The following is a 15,956-nucleotide window of genomic DNA, read 5'->3' on the forward strand; positions in this document are numbered from 1 at the left end:
CACGGCCTGCCTGCAACGCCGAGGAGCCCGCGCAGCGCGCAGGCTTCAGCCCCGCAGCTGCGCGACCGCGCGGAGCGCGTGGATGTCGCCCTGCACCAGGATGCGGGTGACGACCGACTCCTCCCAGCGAGCGAGGCCGTCGCGCACCCGCTCGACCGGCCCGACGAGCCCGATCTCGTCGATGAGTCGCATGGGCACCGCAGCGATGGCGTCCGACTTGCGCCCGGCGAGGTAGTGCTCCTGGATCTGCAGGCACTCCGCCTCGAAGCCCAGCCGCGCGACGGCGTCGAAGTGGAAGTTCGCACCCTTCGCGCCCATGCCGCCCACGTAGAGCGCGATCATCGGGCGCAGTCGGTCGGCGGCGGCATCGACGTCGTCGTCGACGACGATCGGCACGGGCACCGACACCTCGAAGCCCTCGGCGCTCGGCAGGGCGGCGTCGCGCTTGGCGAAGCCCTCGGCGAGCAGCGCCCTCGCGTCGGCGTCGTTCGACGGCGCGAAGAGGAACGGCAGCCAGCCGTCGGCGATCTCGGCGGCGAGCGCGGTGTTGCGCGGCCCCTCGGCGGCGAGGTGGATGGGGATGTGCTCGCGCACCGGGTGCAGCGTCGACATGAGCGGCTTGCCCAGCCCCGTCGTGCCCTCGCCCGTGCGAGGCAGCGGCAGCTGCGGCCCGGCCGCCTCGACCGGCGCCTGCCGGGCCATGATGCTGCGCAGGATCGCGACGTACTCGCGCGTGCGCGCGAGCGGCTTCGGGAACGGCTGGCCGTACCAGCCCTCGACGACCTGGGGGCCGCTGATGCCGAGCCCGAGGATCACCCGGCCGCCGGAGAGGTGGTCGAGCGTCATCGCCGTCATGGCGGTCGATGCCGGTGTGCGCGCCGAGAGCTGCGCGATGCCGGTCGCGAGCCTGATGGTCGACGTCGCCGCGCCCCACCACGCCAGCGGCGTGAACGCATCCGAGCCGTAGGCCTCTGCCGTCCACACCGAGTCGAAGCCGAGGCGCTCGGCCTCCTGCACCGCGTCGAGCGCACCGGCGGGCGGGCCGGCCTTCCAGTAGCCGAGCATGTAGCCGTAGTCCATGCGCCGATGGTGGCACCTCGACGGTCGCGACGCGCGCGGCTTGTCGGTGATCCACGACACGGGTGCGATGCGGCGCGCGCTCCTTAGGCTGGGGGCATGGACTTCCGCATCTTCACCGAGCCCCAGCAGGGCGCCTCCTACGATGAGCTGCTCGCGATCGCGCTGCGCGCCGAGCAGCTCGGCTTCGACGGCTTCTTCCGCTCCGACCACTACCTGCGCATGGGCGACGGCGACCCCGGCTACGGCCCGACGGATGCGTGGACCTCGTTGGCAGGACTGGCGCGCGACACGCAGACGATCCGGCTCGGCACGCTCGTCTCCTCCGTCACGTATCGACTCCCCGGCATCCTCGCGGTGCAGGTCGCGAACGTGGACGCGATGTCTGGCGGCCGCATCGAGCTGGGCCTCGGCACCGGCTGGTTCGAGCAGGAGCACACCGCGTTCGGCATCCCCTTCCCGGAGCGACGCTTCGACCTGCTCGAGGAGCAGCTCGCGATCGTCACGGGGCTGTGGGAGACGCCTGCTGGCGCTCGATTCTCCTTCGCGGGCGACCACTACTCGCTCGAGGACTCCCCCGCCCTGCCGAAGCCGGTGCAGGAGCGGATCCCGGTGATCGTCGGGGGTCTCGGCGCGAAGCGCACCCCGCGGCTCGCGGCCGAGTTCGCCGACGAGCACAACCTCTCCTTCCCGGCCTTCGACCGCATCCGGCCCCTGTTCGCGGCGCTCGACGAAGCCATCGAGCGCGCGGAGCGGACGCGGCCGGTCGTGCGATCGGTCGCCCTGGTCGCGTGCGTGGGCGCCGACGAGGCCGCGTTCGCCCGGCGCGCCGCAGCGATCGGGCGCGAGCCGGCGGAGCTGCGCGAGCACGGCATCGCCGGCACCCGCGCAGAGGTCGAGGACCGGCTGGGCACGCTGGCGGCCGACGGCGTGGAGCGCGTGTACCTGCAGACGCTCGACATGGGCGATCTCGAGCACCTCGACGAGCTCGCGGCGATCGCGGGCGTGCGGGCGAACCAGTAGTCGCGCCGGGCCGCTCGGTCACGCGCGTCCCCCGGACACGCAGAAGGGCCGCCCTCTCGGGCGGCCCTCCTTTGGCTGCTGCCGAACGTCAGGCGTTCGTGCGGCCGCGGTTCTTGGTGATCAGACCCCAGATCAGCAGGACGATGATCGAGCCGCCGATGGCGAGGAGCCAGGTCTGGATCGAGAAGAAGTCCTCGAGCGGAGCGTTGAACAGCACCGATCCGAGGAACCCCCCGAGCAGTGCGCCGACGACGCCCAGGATCAGGGTGACGATCCAGCCGCCGCCCTGCTTGCCGGGGAGGATGAGCTTTGCGATGGCCCCCGCGAGGAGGCCGAGAACGATCCAACCGAGAATGCCCATGTGTGTGGTCCCTTCTCTCATGCAGCGGTGCAAGGGTTTACTCCGCTGGGCCCCCACGGTGGCGGAAGCCGGGGTCAAGCCTACGCGCATTCATGGGAGATTCCTGGGAGCGCCCGATTCAGCTGCTTGCGCGCTCGAGGACGATCTCCCGCACGCGTGCCGCGTCGGCCTGGCCGCGCATCGCCTTCATCACCGCGCCGATGACCGCTCCCGCCGCCTGCACCTTGCCGTCGCGGATCTTCTCGAGCACGTCGTGCTGCGCTGCGAGCGCCTCGTCGACGGCCGCGACCAGCGCTGACTCGTCCGTGACGACCTTGAGGCCGCGCGCCTCGGCGACCTCTGCCGGGCTGCCCTCGCCCGCCACGACGCCCTCGAGCGCCTGCCGCGCCAGCCGGTCGGTGAGCGTCCCCTCATCGATCAGGCGCTGCAGCTCGGCGACGTGCACGGGCTCGACGAGCGTCGACGCCTCGACACCGCGCTCGTTGGCGACCCTGGCGATCTCTCCCGTCCACCACTTGCGCGCCGACTGGGGCGTGGCACCCGCGGCGACCGTCGCATCCACGAGGTGCAGCATGTCGCCGTTGACGACGTCCTGGAACTCGAGGTCGGTGAAGCCCCACTCCGCCTTCAGGCGGCGGCGGCGGGCGACAGGCTGCTCGGGCAGCTGCGCGCGCAGCTCCTCGACGAGCTCGCGGCTCGGCGCGACCGGCAGCAGGTCGGGCTCTGGGAAGTAGCGGTAGTCGTCGGCATCCGACTTGGGCCGGCCAGGGCTCGTCGCACCGGTGTCCTCGTGCCAGTGGCGCGTCTCCTGCGTGATCGTGCCGCCGTCGGCGAGGATCGCCGCCTGCCGCTGGATCTCGTAGCGCACCGCGCGCTCCACCGAGCGCATCGAGTTCACGTTCTTCGTCTCGGTGCGCGTGCCGAGCTTCTCCTGGCCACGCGGCCGCAGCGACACGTTCGCGTCGCAGCGCAGGTTGCCGCGCTCCATGCGCGCTTCGGAGATGCCGAGCGAGAGCACGATGTCGCGGATCGCCGCGACGTAGGCCTTCGCGACCTCCGGGGCGTCGTGCTCCGCGCCGAAGATCGGCTTCGTGACGATCTCGACGAGCGGGACGCCAGCGCGGTTGTAGTCGACGAGCGAGTACTCGGCGCCCTGGATGCGGCCGGTCGAGCCGCCGACGTGCGTCAGCTTGCCCGCATCCTCCTCCATGTGCGCGCGCTCGATCGGCACGGTGATCTGCCGACCGCTCGCGAGCTCGATCTCGACCTGACCCTCGAAGGCGATGGGCTCGTCGTACTGCGAGATCTGGTAGTTCTTCGGCACGTCGGGGTAGAAGTAGTTCTTGCGAGCGAACCGGCACGACTCGGCGATCTCGCAGCCGAGCGCGAGCCCGAGCGAGACGGAGTAGCGCACCGCGAGCTCGTTCGTCACCGGCAGGCTGCCGGGCAGGCCGAGGCTCAGCGGATCGATGAGCGTGTTCGGCTCCACGTCGTGGAAGTCGGGGTGCGCCGGGTTCGGCGCGGCCGAGAACATCTTGGTCCTCGTGCCCAGCTCGACGTGCACCTCGAAGCCGAGCACCGGCTCGAACATCTCGAGCGCCTCGTCGAAGTCCATCAGCTTGGCCTTCATCGTGCTGCTCCGTTCTCGGCGCTTCGCAGGGCAGGCGCCTTGGTCGTCAGGATGCCGCCCCACCGCTCGGCGAGGAGCGCCTCGATGGTCGAGCCCGCGCGGTAGAGCCGCGCATCCTCGAACATCGGGGCCAGCAGCTGCAGGCCGACGGGCAGCCCGTCGTCGCCGAGTCCCATCGGCAGCCCCATGCCGGGGATGCCGGCGAGGTTCGCCGGGATCGTGGTGATGTCGTTGACGTACATCGCCAGCGGATCGTCGATCTTCTCGCCGATCTTGAAGGCGGTCGTCGGGGCCGCGGGGCTGATGAGCAGGTCGACCTGCTCGAAGGCGGCGTCGAAGTCGCGCTGGATGAGCGTGCGGACCTTCTGGGCCGAGCCGTAGTAGGCGTCGTAGTAGCCAGCAGAGAGCGCGTAGGTGCCGAGGATGATGCGCCGCTTCACCTCCGGGCCGAGGCCGGCCTCACGGCTGGCCGCCATGACGTCCTCGACGGTCTGCCCCGGCCGCTCGAGCCGCAGCCCGAAGCGCACCGAGTCGAAGCGCGCCAGGTTCGACGATGCCTCGGCGGGCAGGATCAGGTAGTAGGCCGCGACGGCGTAGTCGAACGACGGGCAGGAGACCTCGACGACCTCTGCCCCGGCCTCGGTCAGCACGGCGACCGTCTCCTGGAAGCGGGCCTGGACATCGCTCGCGATGCCCTCGGCGTCGAGCTCCTTGACGACACCCACCTTCAGCCCCGCGAGGCTGCCGGTCGCGGCGCCCTCGCGTGCGGCCGCGGTGAACGACGGCCACGCGCGGTCGAGGCTGGTCGAGTCGTTGCCGTCGAAGCCGCCGATCGCGTCGTGGATCAGCGCCGAGTCGAGCACCGTGCGGGTGACGGGGCCGACCTGGTCGAGGCTCGACGCCAGCGCGATGGCGCCGTAGCGGCTGACGCCACCGTAGGTGGGCTTGACGCCGACCGTGCCGGTGACGGCAGCGGGCTGGCGGATCGAGCCGCCGGTGTCGCTGCCGAGCGCGAACGGCGCTTCGAAGGCCGCGACCGCGGCCGCGGAGCCGCCGCCGGAGCCGCCCGGGATGCGATCGGTGTCCCAGGGGTTGCGCGTCGGGCCGTAGGCCGAGTGCTCGGTGCTCGAGCCCATCGCGAACTCGTCCATGTTGGTCTTGCCGAGCGCGACCATGCCGGCCCGCTTCAGCCGCGCGACGACCGTCGCGTCGTACGGCGGGATCCAGCCCTCGAGGATCTTCGATCCCGAGGTCGAGGGCATGCCGACCGTGCACAGCACGTCCTTGATGGCCACCGGCGCGCCCGCGAGCTCGTGCAGCTGCTCGCCCGCTGCACGACGAGCGTCGATCGCGGCAGCCTGCTCGAGGGCACCCTCGTTGAGGTGCAGGAAGGCGTGGATCTCGCCGTCCACTGCGGCGATGCGGTCGAGGTGCGCGCGCGTCGCCTCGACGCTCGAGACCTCGCCGGAGGCCAGCAGGCCGGAGAGCTCGTGGCCCGCGAGACGCGTGAGGTCGCTCATCACTGCTCCTCGCCGAGGATCGCGGAGACGCGGAAGCGCATGCCGTCATGGCTGGGCGCACCGGCGAAGGCCTGCTCGTGCGACAGCGTCTCGCCGACGACGTCGGCGCGCAGCACGTTGGCCATCGGCACCGGGTGGCTCGTCGCGGGCACGTCGTCGCCGGCGACCTCGCGGACGGTTGCGATCGCGTCGACGATCTGCGACAGCTCGATCGTCAGGCTCGCGACCTCCTCATCGGTGAGCGCGATGCGAGCGAGCCCAGCAAGATGCTGGACCTCCTCGCGAGTGATCTCGGACATGCGTCTCCGTCTGTCGTGGGCGGTGGTCGTCCAATCCTACGGTCGGCCGAGCAGCACCCAGCCCGCGAGCGCCCACAGCGCCAGCGCGATGCCGAGGCACCACCAGCGACGCTCAGCGGCGACCGCGAGCGCCTCTCGCACGATGGCACCCGGGCGGTAGGAGGGCCGGGTCCACGCCCCGACCACCGTCCCCGCGATCCCCGCTCGAGCGAGCAGCCCGGCGGTGCGGAGCGCGTGGTACTCGCTCGTCACGACCGCGAGCGGCGCGCGACCGGGCCCGGTGACGAGCGCGCGGGAGAGCTCGAGGTTCTCGCGGGTGGTGGTCGAAGCCTCCTCGAGGTCGATGGCGGCACGAGGCACGCCGAGCTGGTGGACGAGGTGGTCGGCCATCGCCGAGGCCTCGGTGCGCACCTCGTCGGGCCCCTGACCCCCGGCGACGACGATGCGGGCGCCCGGTCTCGCGGCGAGGGATGCGCGCCAGAGCTGCGCGCCACGCTCGACGCGGCGACGGAGCAGGGGTCCGACCTCGCGCCCTCGCAGCCCCGCTCCCAGGATCAGCACCGTTGCCGCGGTCGCAGGAGGACGGCTCCGGCGCAGGTGCAGGAAGATGGCCATCGCGAGCGTGGCAGCCGCGAGGCCCGCCACCCAGAGCGGCAGGGCGAGCAGCAGGATCGCGCGAGCGAGCGCGGGTTCGATGCCCGCGGCGACACCGATCGCGACCGCGAGCAGCAGCATCCCGATCCCGAGCAGCGCGATCGCCACGTCGACGGGCCGCACGCGCACGAGCCTGCGCAGCATCAGCGCGTGCCAGAGCGAGGCTCCCCCGAGACCGAGCGTCGCGACGAGCGCGGCAGCGGCGAGCAGCGCCCACGGCCCCTGCGGGGCGGGCAGCTCGAGCCAGGCAGCCACGGGGCGCCGCAGCGCGCGCGTGAGCAGCGCGGTGAAGCCGACCACGATGCAGGCGGACCAGAGCACCGCGCGCAGCGCCCGGATCCGATCGCGCACTCCCACGCTCAGCACCCTAACCGGCTGCGCCGCGGCGCTTGCGTAGTGATCGAACGTGTGTTCGAATGGAGCCATGCGATGGGAAGGGCAGACCGCGACGCACGTCGACGCCGACGCGCTGCCTGGGCTCGAGGAGCGCTCGAGCGTGCTCGAGCAGTGGCCGACACCCGACTTCGACGGGGCCGCGTTCCTCGAGATCACCGCGAAGAGCGCGCTCAACCGCGTGCCGGGCGATGGCTTCATGGGCGGCAGCTGGACGATCAACCCCTACCGGGGCTGCCAGCACGCGTGCCGCTACTGCTTCGCGCGCAACACGCACACCTACCTCGATCTCGACGCGGGCGCCGACTTCGACTCGCGCATCGTGGTGAAGGCCAACCTCGTCGAGGTGCTGGAGCGCGAGCTCGCCGGCCCGCGTCGCACTGTCGATGCCGTGCAGCTGGGCACCAACACCGACCCCTACCAGCGCGCTGAGGGCCGATACCAGCTCATGCCCGGCGTTCTGCGCGCGCTCGCGCGGCACGGCGCATCGATCTCGATCCTGACGAAGGGCACGCTGCTGCGGCGCGATCTGCCGCTGCTGTCAGCGATCGCGCGCGATGTGCCCGTCTCGGTGGCGATGTCGATCGCGATCTTCGACGACGAGCTGCAGCAGCAGGTGGAGCCGGGCACGCCGACGACGCGCTCGCGGCTCGCGACCGTGCGCGCCGTGCGCGAGGCGGGGCTCGACTGCGCGGTCTTCGCCATGCCGGTGCTGCCCGGCCTCACCGACACCCCCGAGCACCTCGAGCGGGCCTTCGCGCAGATCGCCGAGGCCGGAGCGACGAGCGCCATCACGAGCGCGCTGCACCTGCGTCCCGGGGCTCGCGAGTGGTACCTCGGGTGGTTGCGCGAGGCGCATCCGCACCTCATGCCGCTCTACGGGCGGGTCTACGGCCGCGGCGCCTACGCGAAGCGCGAGTATCGCGAGTGGCTGCGCGAGCAGACCAGGCCGCTGCTGCGGCAGCATCGCCTGGCGCCCGTGCGCACGACGGCCGGCACCGGGCTCGCCGCTCCCCCGCCGCGCGCGAAGCAGTTGGCGTCGACGAGCGAGCCGCTGCGGGCCGTCACAGACTCGGCGGCGACCCTGTTCTGAGCGGGCGGAGCGGTGAGCGGGCCGGGGTGACGGGAGCACCCCGCGCGGCGTCAGCCGGCGGCGACGAGCGTGCGGATGCGGTCCGAGCAGTCGGACGGCGTCAGCCGGCGGCGACGAACGTGCGGATGCGGTCCGAGCAGTCGGGATGGTCGACGACGCGGTGGCCATGGCCGGTGAGCACCGCGTGCTCGGCGCCGAGCGCGACGAGCGCGGCTGCCACCTCTTCGTACTCCTCGTTCCAGCCGCCCGTCAGCACGAGCATGCGGGTCTCCGCGAGGCAGGCCGGGTCCACGGCGTGGCGCCACGGTGCGCCGTGCAGCCGGCTCCTGCGCGACGATCGGAGCGCATCCGCCGTCGCCGCCGCACCGACGTCCTCGCCCGTGAGCGCGCGCATGAGCGCACGCTCGAAGGTCGCGTCGGTGAGCGTGGCGTCGAGGTAGATGGGCTCCAGGCGCTGGATGAGGCCAGCGGTCGCGGGTCGATCCCTCGCGAGCTGGAATAGCGCCGGCTCGACGAGCACGAGCGCAGCCGGTTGCTCCATGCATGCCGCCATCGCCGCCACCACTCCTCCGTAGCTGAAGCCGACGACCGCCTCCGCGTCGGTCGAGGACATCGCGATCGCCTGCGCCGAGGCGGCCACGTCGCCCACCGCGGGCGCCTCGTCGCCGTAGCCCGCGAGCACCGGGAAGGTGGCAGAGGGGAACGCGGCCGCCTGCGCGGGGAACGCGGCGGCACCGGCATGCCCGGAGCCGTGCACGAAGACGAGCCTCGGCGACCGCGCACCGGTCGGGGCGTCGTCTGAGGGAAGGGCCGCGAGCATGCGCTCCACCCTAGGAGCCTCCTCGCGCGACGCCCAACCGGAGGTCAGGCGCGCACGACGGGCAGCTGCAGCTCTGTCACCCAACCGGACTGGTCGTCGTCGGGCTCAGCGCGCACGTAGCGCTCGCGCGCCGCGCCGCTCGGCCGCATGCCGCGCGCCTCGAGGCCGCGGTGCAGCGCCTCCCACGAGTCGCGGATGCCCGACATGGCTCCCAGGTGCACCGCGCAGGCACCGATCGGCGCCGCCGGGAGCTCGACGCTGTCGAGCCCCTCGACCTCGCGCTCGATGGCGTAGCCGGCGATCACGCGCATGCCGCGCTCGTCGGCGTCGTACACGGCGATCGGCGTCGCGAGCGAACCGCCCACCGCCTCGATGCGCGCCTGCGCCTCAGCGAAGATGCGCTCGACGTGCGCGGCGGTCTCCTGCGGCTGCTCGACGACGACGCTGAGCGACGCCAGCCGGACTCCCGGCAGCGGCTTCGTGACGATCTCGATCTCGGTCATGTCCTGCTCCTCGTGGATGCGGGTGATCCTCCGCTCGACCTCGGCGAGGCGAGCGGTGGCGACGGCGTGCTCCTGCTCGACCGACGCCCTGTGCAGCTGCAGCAGCTCCTCGAGCCGCTCGGGCGCCACGCCCTCGTCGAGCAGCGTGCGCACCCCCTCGATGCCGAAGCCGAGATCGCGCAGCGCCACGATGCGATGCAGGCGGTCGAGCTGCTCCGCGGCGTAGCTGCGGTACCCCGACCAGGCATCGACGTGCGCCGGCGTCAGGAGGCCGACGGCATCCCAGTGCCGCAGCATCCGCACGCTGACCTGACCCAGGTCGGCGAAGGCTCCGATCGACAGCATGCTCCTGTTCTCCCGCCTCACACCGTGTGAGGGTCAAGCACTCCCGAGCGGATAGCGCGCGTGCTCGTCGAGCGTCAGCAGATCCTCGAGGTACCCCAGGTTGCCCTCGGGCTCCGCCTCGACGCCCTGCGTCAGGTGCCAGGTGCCCCACTCGAGCTTCATGTAGGTGAGCGCCGCCGGCCACAGCTCGCGCTCCTGGCGGCTGAGCGGGCACGCGTCGAGGTATGCGCCTTGGAACGCCGCCCACTCCTCGCTGCCGAGTGCGCTGCCGCCCGAGCCGGCGTGCTCGAGCGGGAAGAGGAGCGCGGCGACGGCGAGGTCGAGGATGCGCGGGGCGAGCGCCGCGCTCTCGAGGTCGAGCATGAGCGCGCCCTCCTCGTCGAAGAGCAGGTTGGCTGCGCGGTGATCGAGCGAGACCTGGCACTGCGGCACGTCGGCGCCGCGCACGCGCTCGAGCATCGCGGCGAATCCGTCGAGCTGGTCGACCCATCGCTCGACGTCGGCCGAGGGCCAGTGCGCGGCCGCCGACTCTCGGATGGCGGCGATGTCCTCATCGATCGAGGCCCGCTCGTCGCTCCCCCACTCGAACGGCGCGAAGCCGTCGATCGCGAGCCCCTCAGAGGCGGCGTGCATCTCGCCGAGCAGCCGGCCCGCGGCCGCGAGGTCCGCGATCCCCCCGTCCCACTCGCGCCCCGCGAGCCGCGGGTAGGCGACCCAGCGCTCGGCCTCGTCGCCATCGCCGACGAGCACGGTGGGCAGCAGCGGTGAGACGGTGCGGATGCCCCTGGCCACGAGGGTGCGCTGCCACGCCTCGAGCGGCTCGGGCTCGCGCCAGGTCTGCTTCACCACCGCCGCGACGTCCTCCGGGCCCCCGTGCACGTGGGCGCTCCAGACGTCGCTCCAGGGCGAGAGCGAGTCACCGCCGTCGAGGGTGAGGAGGTCGCCGAACGCGGTCTGCACCCGCTGGCGTCGCGCGCCGTCGGTCTGCAGTGCTTGGTCCTGAGCGTGCTGGTCGTCCGTCATGGTCGCACGCTACTCGTGCCGGATCGGCGCCGGCCCCGGGTCAGCGAGTCGGCCAGTGCCACGAGGGCTGGTCGAGCAGCCCCTCGCGGCCGGAGACGATGGTCTCCCCCATCTGCTTCTCGAGCTCGATGCGCGTGCCGCCGAGCGCCTCCGCGAGATCGGCCTGGTGGGTCACGACGATGACCTGCGTCGTCTCAGCCGCGCTGCGGATGCGCTCGGCGAGCGCCGGGACCAGGTCGCGGTGCAGGCTGCGCTCCGGCTCGTTCAGCACGATGAGCTCCGGCTTCTCGGCCGAGAGCATCGCGGCGGTGAGCAGCAGGTACTGCAGCGTGCCGTCGGAGAGCTCAGCCGCCGTCAGCGGGCGGAGGACGCCTGGCTGCTCGAGCGCGACCTGCATGCGGCCGTCAGCGGAGGGAGCGCCCAGCTCCAGCCGCGAACCGGGGAAGGCGTCGTCGATCGCTCGCTCGAGCTCGCGCCCCGAGCCCTGCTCGATCGCGGTCTGCAGGACCGCCGCCAGGTTGGCGCCGTCGTCGTCGAGGCGCGAGGCGCGCGTGGCGACCTGCGGCTGGCGCGCGGGCGACGTGGCGTCGGTGCGCAGGGCGTCGTGGAACCGCCAGCTGCGCAGCATGCGCCGGGCGCCCGCGAGCTCGGCCGCCTCGGTGTGGCCCGCGAACTCGTCGAGCACGGAGGCCCACGGGTGCAGACCGCGCGCGAGCTCCGTCCATGCCCTGCCGCTCGCGACGCGCGCGAGACCGCGCTTGCGCTCGACGAGCGTGCCCGCCGGTCGAGGATCGGCGCCCACGAACACGTGCTCCTGCTTGATCTCCGGATCGCGGTCGAAGGCGCTGTGCTGCGCGACCGGCAGCCCCAGGTCGATCGCGTAGCCCAGGTGGTCGGTCGCGACGCCCAGGCGCAGCGCGACCGCGCCACCGCGCACGGTGCCCTGCGCGCGCAGGCCAGGGCGCGTGCCGCGCTCCGGCCCCGCCCAGCGCACTGCCTCCAGGCCGCCGTCGCTCGCGAGCGAGCCGATGATCCGGCCCGACCCGCAGTCGGCGAGCAGGCGCAGCGCCCGGTAGAGGTTGGACTTGCCCGAGCCGTTCGCGCCGGTGATGACGGTGAGCGGCGCCAGGTCGACGGCGAGCGAGCGGATCGAGCGGTAGCCCTCGATCGCGAGGCGGGTGATCACGCGTCGAGCAGCCCGCGCGCGTAGGCGGCCTGGCCGGCATGCTGCACGTCGTCGTCGATGACGCTGACGAGCCGCACGCCGAGCGTCACGGGCGGATCCCAGGCGTCATCGACGACGCGCTCCAGATCGTCCGGCGACAGCGTGCCGAGGTAGGCGAGCGTCGCCGCGTGCACCGCGTCGAGATAGTCGAGCAGCGCCTGCGCCGACTCCGGCTGCACCGCGCGCACCGCCGCCGCGTCGTGCCCGTAGCCGGTGTCCGACGCATCCGTCTCGACGCCGAAGCGCGGCCCCCACGCGCGGGAGACGTACACCTGCTCCGTGCCCGCCACGTCAGCGACCTGTGCGTCCTGCACGCGTGCGAGGTGCCAGACGAGCCAGCCGATGGTGTTCGCGCCCGGCGCCGGCGGCTCCGCCAGCTGCGCGGGCGTCAGCCCTTCGACCGCGCGACGCGCCGACTCCGGCACGCGCGAGAACGACTCGGTCAGGATGTCGATGGCATCCATCACGCCTCCTCGGGAGCTGGGAGGGCGCCGGGGCCCTCGGTGACCAGGATGCGGAAGCCCTCGGCGTCCAGGATGCGGAGGCCGAGCGCCTCCGCCTTGCCGAGCTTCGAGCCGGCGCCGGGGCCGGCGGCGACGAAGTCGGTCTTCTTCGACACGCTCGAGGCGGCCTTGCCGCCTGCGCTGATGATCGCCTCCTGCGCCTCGTCCCTCGTGTAGCCCTCGAGGGTGCCCGTCGCCACGACGGTGATGCCCGCGAGCACCCCGCCACGCTCTGCGGCGGCCCCGGGGCCTGGGTGACCGGGAGTCGCGAATCGCACACCCGCGGCGCGCCACGACTGCACGATCTCGCGGTGCCAGTCGACCGCGAGCCACTCGACGACCGCGTCGGCGATGATCGGGCCCACGCCCTCGACCTCTGCGAGCTCTGCCGAGGATGCCGCCTCGATGGCCTCGAGCGACCCGAACCAGTCGGCGAGGGCGCGTGCCGCGACCGGCCCGACGTGGCGGATGTTGAGCGACACGAGCTGGCGCCAGAGGTCCTTCGTCTTCGCCGCCTCGAGCTCGGAGAGCAGCGTCGTGGCCTGCGCCGAGGGGTGCAGGACCCGGTGGTCCTTGCGGATGCCCGCCTTGCGGCGCTCCGCGGGCGTCAGCTCCTCTGCACCGGGCGGGTAGCTCAGCTCGACGCGCTGGAACGGCGCCCGCACGACCGGCACGCCGGCTTCGTCGAGCTTCGGCTCGCCGGTCTCGGCGTCGCGCACGGCCACCTCGATCGGCACGAGCTCCTCCATCGTGAGCTCGAAGAGCCGCGCCTCCGTCACGAGCGGCGGTGCCGTCGGCACCGTGGGCTGCGTCAGCGCGGCGGCGGTCACCTCGCCGAGCGCCTCGATGTCGAGCGCGCCGCGCGAGCCGATGTGCTCGACCCTGCCGCGCACCTGCGCGGGGCACGAGCGCGCGTTCGGGCAGCGGAGGTCGACGTCGCCCTCCTTCATCGGGCGAAGCGTCGTGCCGCACTCGGGGCACTCCGAGGGCATCACGAACGCGCGCTCGCTGCCGTCGCGCAGCTCGACGACAGGGCCGAGCACCTCGGGGATGACGTCGCCGGCCTTCCGCAGCACGACCGTGTCTCCGATCAGGACGCCCTTGACGCGCACCACGTCCTGGTTGTGCAGCGTCGCCTGCCGCACGACGGAGCCGGCGACCTGCACGGGCTGCATGTTGGCGTAGGGCGTCGCGCGACCCGTGCGGCCCACGCTCACGACGATGTCGAGCAGCCTCGTGTGCACCTCCTCCGGCGGGTACTTGTAGGCGATCGCCCAGCGGGGCGCGCGGGAGGTCTGCCCCAGCTCGTCGTGGAGGGCGAGCTCGTCGACCTTGACCACGATGCCGTCGAGCTGGTGCTCGACATCGTGGCGGCGCTCGCCGAAGCGCTCGACGTACGCCACGACCTCGTCGACCGCCTCGAGCACCTGCACGTGGGGACTCGTCGGCAGTCCCCACCCCTCCAGCAGCCCATAGATCTCGCTCTGCGCAGCCACGGGTGGATCCGGCCAGGCCCCGAAGCCATGCACGTACATCGCGAGCGCCGCGATGCGCTCCTCGCCGGCCTCTCGCTCGAGCCCCGTCTTCTTCTCCAGCTGCTGCCGCAGCCCGCCGGAGGCCGCGTTGCGCGGGTTCGCGAAGGCCGGGAAGCGCCGCGCGGCACGCTCGGCCGCCCGCTCCTCGTCGAAGTCCCCACGCGTCGCGGCGGGCCTGCGCTCCCACTTCGCGCGATCCTCCTCGATCGAGCGACCTCGCAGCGCCGCCTGCAGCGCGTTCAGCCGCTCGAACGCCTCGACCGGGATGAAGACCTCTCCGCGCACCTCGACGAGCGGCGGATGTCCCTCACCCGCGAGGCGCTCTGGCACGCCCGCGACGCGCAGGGCGTTGGGCGTGACGATCTCGCCCACTCGCCCGTCGCCGCGGGTGGCCGCCGATGTCAGCACGCCGCGCTCGTAGCGCAGCGCGATCGCCAGCCCGTCGATCTTCAGCTCTGTGAGCCACGGGACGGCCCTGCCAGCGGCGGCCTGCGCCTTCGCGCACCACTCGCGCAGCTCGTCGAGCGAGAAGACGTTGTCGAGGCTCAGCATCCGCTCGCGGTGCTCGATCGTCGGCAAGCCGCTCGAAGCGCCGCCCTGCACGGTCTGCGTCGGCGAGTCCTGGCTCTGCAGCTCTGGGTGCGCTCGCTCGAGCGCGTCGAGCTCGCGGACGAGCGCGTCGTACTCGGCGTCGGACATCGTCGACGCGTCGCGGTCGTAGTAGCCGGCGCTCGCCTGCTCGATCCGTTCGCGCAGCGCCTGTGCCCGCGCGTTCGCATCGTCCGGCACGATCTCCGCCTCGATTCCCACCATGCCTTCATTCTGCACTCAGGAGCACAGGGCAGTCTGTACCCCAGTGTTCCTATGCACTCGCTGTCGATCTCGCCAGCGTTTCCCAGCAGAGGGCCAATCCGGGTCGCCGAGGGCTCCGAACCTCGTCCGACACCCTGAGCGCCATCGCGGCGCGCACGCCGGAAACGGCCAGCACAGAAATGAGGAGTCATGACTCAGTCCCCCAACCGCCTCGTCGCCACGATCTTCGGCGCCGTCTACCTGCTCGTCGGCGTCCTCGGACTCTTCGTCGCAGGCTCGAACTTCGCCGGTGAGGAGGGTGGCCTGCTCCTGGGCGTCTTCCAGGTCAACCACCTGCACAACATCGTGCACCTCGCCATCGGTGCCGCACTGCTGATCGCCGGCCTGCGCAGCACCCCGGCCGCGAAGGGCACGAACGTCACCGTCGGCGCCGTCTACCTGCTGGTGGGCATCGTCGGCTTCTTCCTGGTGGGCACGGCCTTCAACATCCTGGCTCTCAACACGGCCGACCACTTCCTGCACCTGGGTTCGGCGATCGTGCTGCTCGGCACCGGCCTCGCCCTCGACCGCTCGACGCGCGCCTCGCACGCGGTCTGAGCCGATACGACATGGCCGCCGCGCTGCGGATGGCGGGAGCGATCCTCGCTCTCGGGTCGGCACTCATCGCTCTCGCGGTGGGTGCCGGCTCCGTGCCGTGGCTCGGCGCACCGCTGCTCGCGGCAGGTGTCGGGCAGGCCGTCGCGGCCGTGCTCGTCCTGCGCGGCAGATCGGCATCGCCGCTGCTCGCGCTCCTGGCGCTCATCGCCCCGACAGCCGTGTGGGTCGGCGTGCTCGCCCTCGCTGCAGAACCCGCCACCGCGCTGCCCGCGTGGCCCATGCTCGCCGAGACGGCCCTCGCGCTCGTCGCGGCGCCGATCCTCTGTCGCCGTGCCCGATCGAGCGCAGAGCCGCGGCCGCTGCCTGCGCTGCTGGCCCTGGTGCTCTCATCCGCCGTCGTCGCCGTCGTCGCGACCATGGCGTTCGCCGGCACCGAGGCCGGCCGCTTCGCCGTGCCGCACGGCGAGCACGGACTCACCATCGAGGACCACGGGCACCACTGAGGCCCCCGCCGCCAGCGCCGCGGTGCCCGTCGGGGCGCA

At 72.7% G+C, this 15,956-nt stretch carries 16 protein-coding genes; 4 read left to right on the forward strand and 12 right to left on the reverse strand.

What is annotated here, in order from left to right; translation table 11 throughout:
• Positions 1 to 45: 45 nt before the first annotated feature.
• The gene (locus BQ6202_RS07170; protein WP_072313737.1) at positions 46 to 1,080 is read right to left on the reverse strand and encodes an LLM class F420-dependent oxidoreductase; all 1,035 of its coding nucleotides are present in this window, start codon (positions 1,078 to 1,080) and stop codon (positions 46 to 48) included.
• Positions 1,081 to 1,176: 96 nt separating this feature from the next.
• On the opposite strand from BQ6202_RS07170, the gene BQ6202_RS07175 reads away from it, so the two are divergent.
• The gene (locus BQ6202_RS07175) at positions 1,177 to 2,100 is read left to right on the forward strand and encodes a TIGR03560 family F420-dependent LLM class oxidoreductase (protein ID WP_072313738.1); all 924 of its coding nucleotides are present in this window, start codon (positions 1,177 to 1,179) and stop codon (positions 2,098 to 2,100) included.
• Positions 2,101 to 2,188: 88 nt separating this feature from the next.
• Here BQ6202_RS07175 and BQ6202_RS07180 read toward each other — a convergent pair whose 3' ends face one another.
• The 5 genes from BQ6202_RS07180 to BQ6202_RS07200 form a co-directional block, all read right to left on the reverse strand.
• Positions 2,189 to 2,461 carry a GlsB/YeaQ/YmgE family stress response membrane protein gene (locus BQ6202_RS07180; RefSeq protein ID WP_072313739.1) on the reverse strand — a complete coding sequence of 91 codons (273 nt, stop codon included), beginning with the start codon at positions 2,459 to 2,461 and terminating at the stop codon, positions 2,189 to 2,191.
• Positions 2,462 to 2,579: 118 nt separating this feature from the next.
• On the reverse strand, positions 2,580 to 4,091 hold the full coding sequence (gene gatB / locus BQ6202_RS07185) for an Asp-tRNA(Asn)/Glu-tRNA(Gln) amidotransferase subunit GatB (protein WP_072313740.1): 1,512 nt from the start codon (positions 4,089 to 4,091) through the stop codon (positions 2,580 to 2,582).
• Positions 4,088 to 5,611 (reverse strand): Asp-tRNA(Asn)/Glu-tRNA(Gln) amidotransferase subunit GatA, encoded by a 1,524-nt coding sequence (gene gatA, locus BQ6202_RS07190; RefSeq protein ID WP_072313741.1) that lies wholly within the window; start codon positions 5,609 to 5,611, stop codon positions 4,088 to 4,090. Before gatA ends, gatB begins: the two co-directional genes overlap by 4 nt.
• Positions 5,611 to 5,910, reverse strand: a complete 300-nt coding sequence (gene gatC, locus BQ6202_RS07195; protein WP_072313742.1) for an Asp-tRNA(Asn)/Glu-tRNA(Gln) amidotransferase subunit GatC — start codon at positions 5,908 to 5,910, stop codon at positions 5,611 to 5,613. Before gatC ends, gatA begins: the two co-directional genes overlap by 1 nt.
• Positions 5,911 to 5,946: 36 nt before the next feature.
• Positions 5,947 to 6,921, reverse strand: a complete 975-nt coding sequence (locus tag BQ6202_RS07200) for a YdcF family protein (protein ID WP_072313743.1) — start codon at positions 6,919 to 6,921, stop codon at positions 5,947 to 5,949.
• 67 nt (positions 6,922 to 6,988) lie between these two features.
• On the opposite strand from BQ6202_RS07200, the gene BQ6202_RS07205 reads away from it, so the two are divergent.
• Positions 6,989 to 8,050 (forward strand): Rv2578c family radical SAM protein, encoded by a 1,062-nt coding sequence (locus tag BQ6202_RS07205; protein WP_072313744.1) that lies wholly within the window; start codon positions 6,989 to 6,991, stop codon positions 8,048 to 8,050.
• Between the two features lie 100 nt (positions 8,051 to 8,150).
• Here the strand turns inward: BQ6202_RS07205 and BQ6202_RS07210 are convergent, their stop codons facing one another.
• The 6 genes from BQ6202_RS07210 to ligA are packed head-to-tail and all read right to left on the reverse strand — an operon-like array spanning position 8,151 to position 14,817.
• On the reverse strand, positions 8,151 to 8,870 hold the full coding sequence (locus BQ6202_RS07210) for an alpha/beta hydrolase (RefSeq protein WP_143143668.1): 720 nt from the start codon (positions 8,868 to 8,870) through the stop codon (positions 8,151 to 8,153).
• Between the two features lie 44 nt (positions 8,871 to 8,914).
• Complete coding sequence (locus BQ6202_RS07215; protein ID WP_072313746.1) at positions 8,915 to 9,718, reverse strand: MerR family transcriptional regulator; 804 nt, start codon at positions 9,716 to 9,718, stop codon at positions 8,915 to 8,917.
• A gap of 33 nt (positions 9,719 to 9,751) precedes the next feature.
• The gene (locus BQ6202_RS07220; RefSeq protein ID WP_072313747.1) at positions 9,752 to 10,741 is read right to left on the reverse strand and encodes a phosphotransferase enzyme family protein; all 990 of its coding nucleotides are present in this window, start codon (positions 10,739 to 10,741) and stop codon (positions 9,752 to 9,754) included.
• Between the two features lie 40 nt (positions 10,742 to 10,781).
• Positions 10,782 to 11,927, reverse strand: coding sequence for an AAA family ATPase (locus BQ6202_RS07225; RefSeq protein WP_072313748.1), 1,146 nt, complete (start codon positions 11,925 to 11,927; stop codon positions 10,782 to 10,784).
• Positions 11,924 to 12,430 carry a mycothiol transferase gene (locus BQ6202_RS07230; protein WP_072313749.1) on the reverse strand — a complete coding sequence of 169 codons (507 nt, stop codon included), beginning with the start codon at positions 12,428 to 12,430 and terminating at the stop codon, positions 11,924 to 11,926. The genes BQ6202_RS07225 and BQ6202_RS07230 overlap by 4 nt, the downstream gene beginning before the upstream one ends.
• Positions 12,430 to 14,817, reverse strand: a complete 2,388-nt coding sequence (gene ligA / locus BQ6202_RS07235; protein WP_072313750.1) for an NAD-dependent DNA ligase LigA — start codon at positions 14,815 to 14,817, stop codon at positions 12,430 to 12,432. Before ligA ends, BQ6202_RS07230 begins: the two co-directional genes overlap by 1 nt.
• A 189-nt stretch (positions 14,818 to 15,006) precedes the next feature.
• Here ligA and BQ6202_RS07240 point away from each other — a divergent pair, with 189 nt between their 5' ends.
• Both BQ6202_RS07240 and BQ6202_RS07245 read left to right on the forward strand, forming a co-directional pair.
• Positions 15,007 to 15,414, forward strand: coding sequence for a DUF4383 domain-containing protein (locus BQ6202_RS07240; protein WP_072313751.1), 408 nt, complete (start codon positions 15,007 to 15,009; stop codon positions 15,412 to 15,414).
• An 11-nt stretch (positions 15,415 to 15,425) separates the two neighbouring features.
• Positions 15,426 to 15,917 (forward strand): hypothetical protein, encoded by a 492-nt coding sequence (locus BQ6202_RS07245; protein WP_072313752.1) that lies wholly within the window; start codon positions 15,426 to 15,428, stop codon positions 15,915 to 15,917.
• Positions 15,918 to 15,956: the final 39 nt, after the last annotated feature.

Source organism: Agrococcus sp. Marseille-P2731 (assembly GCF_900117395.1).
GTDB lineage: Bacteria > Actinomycetota > Actinomycetes > Actinomycetales > Microbacteriaceae > Agrococcus.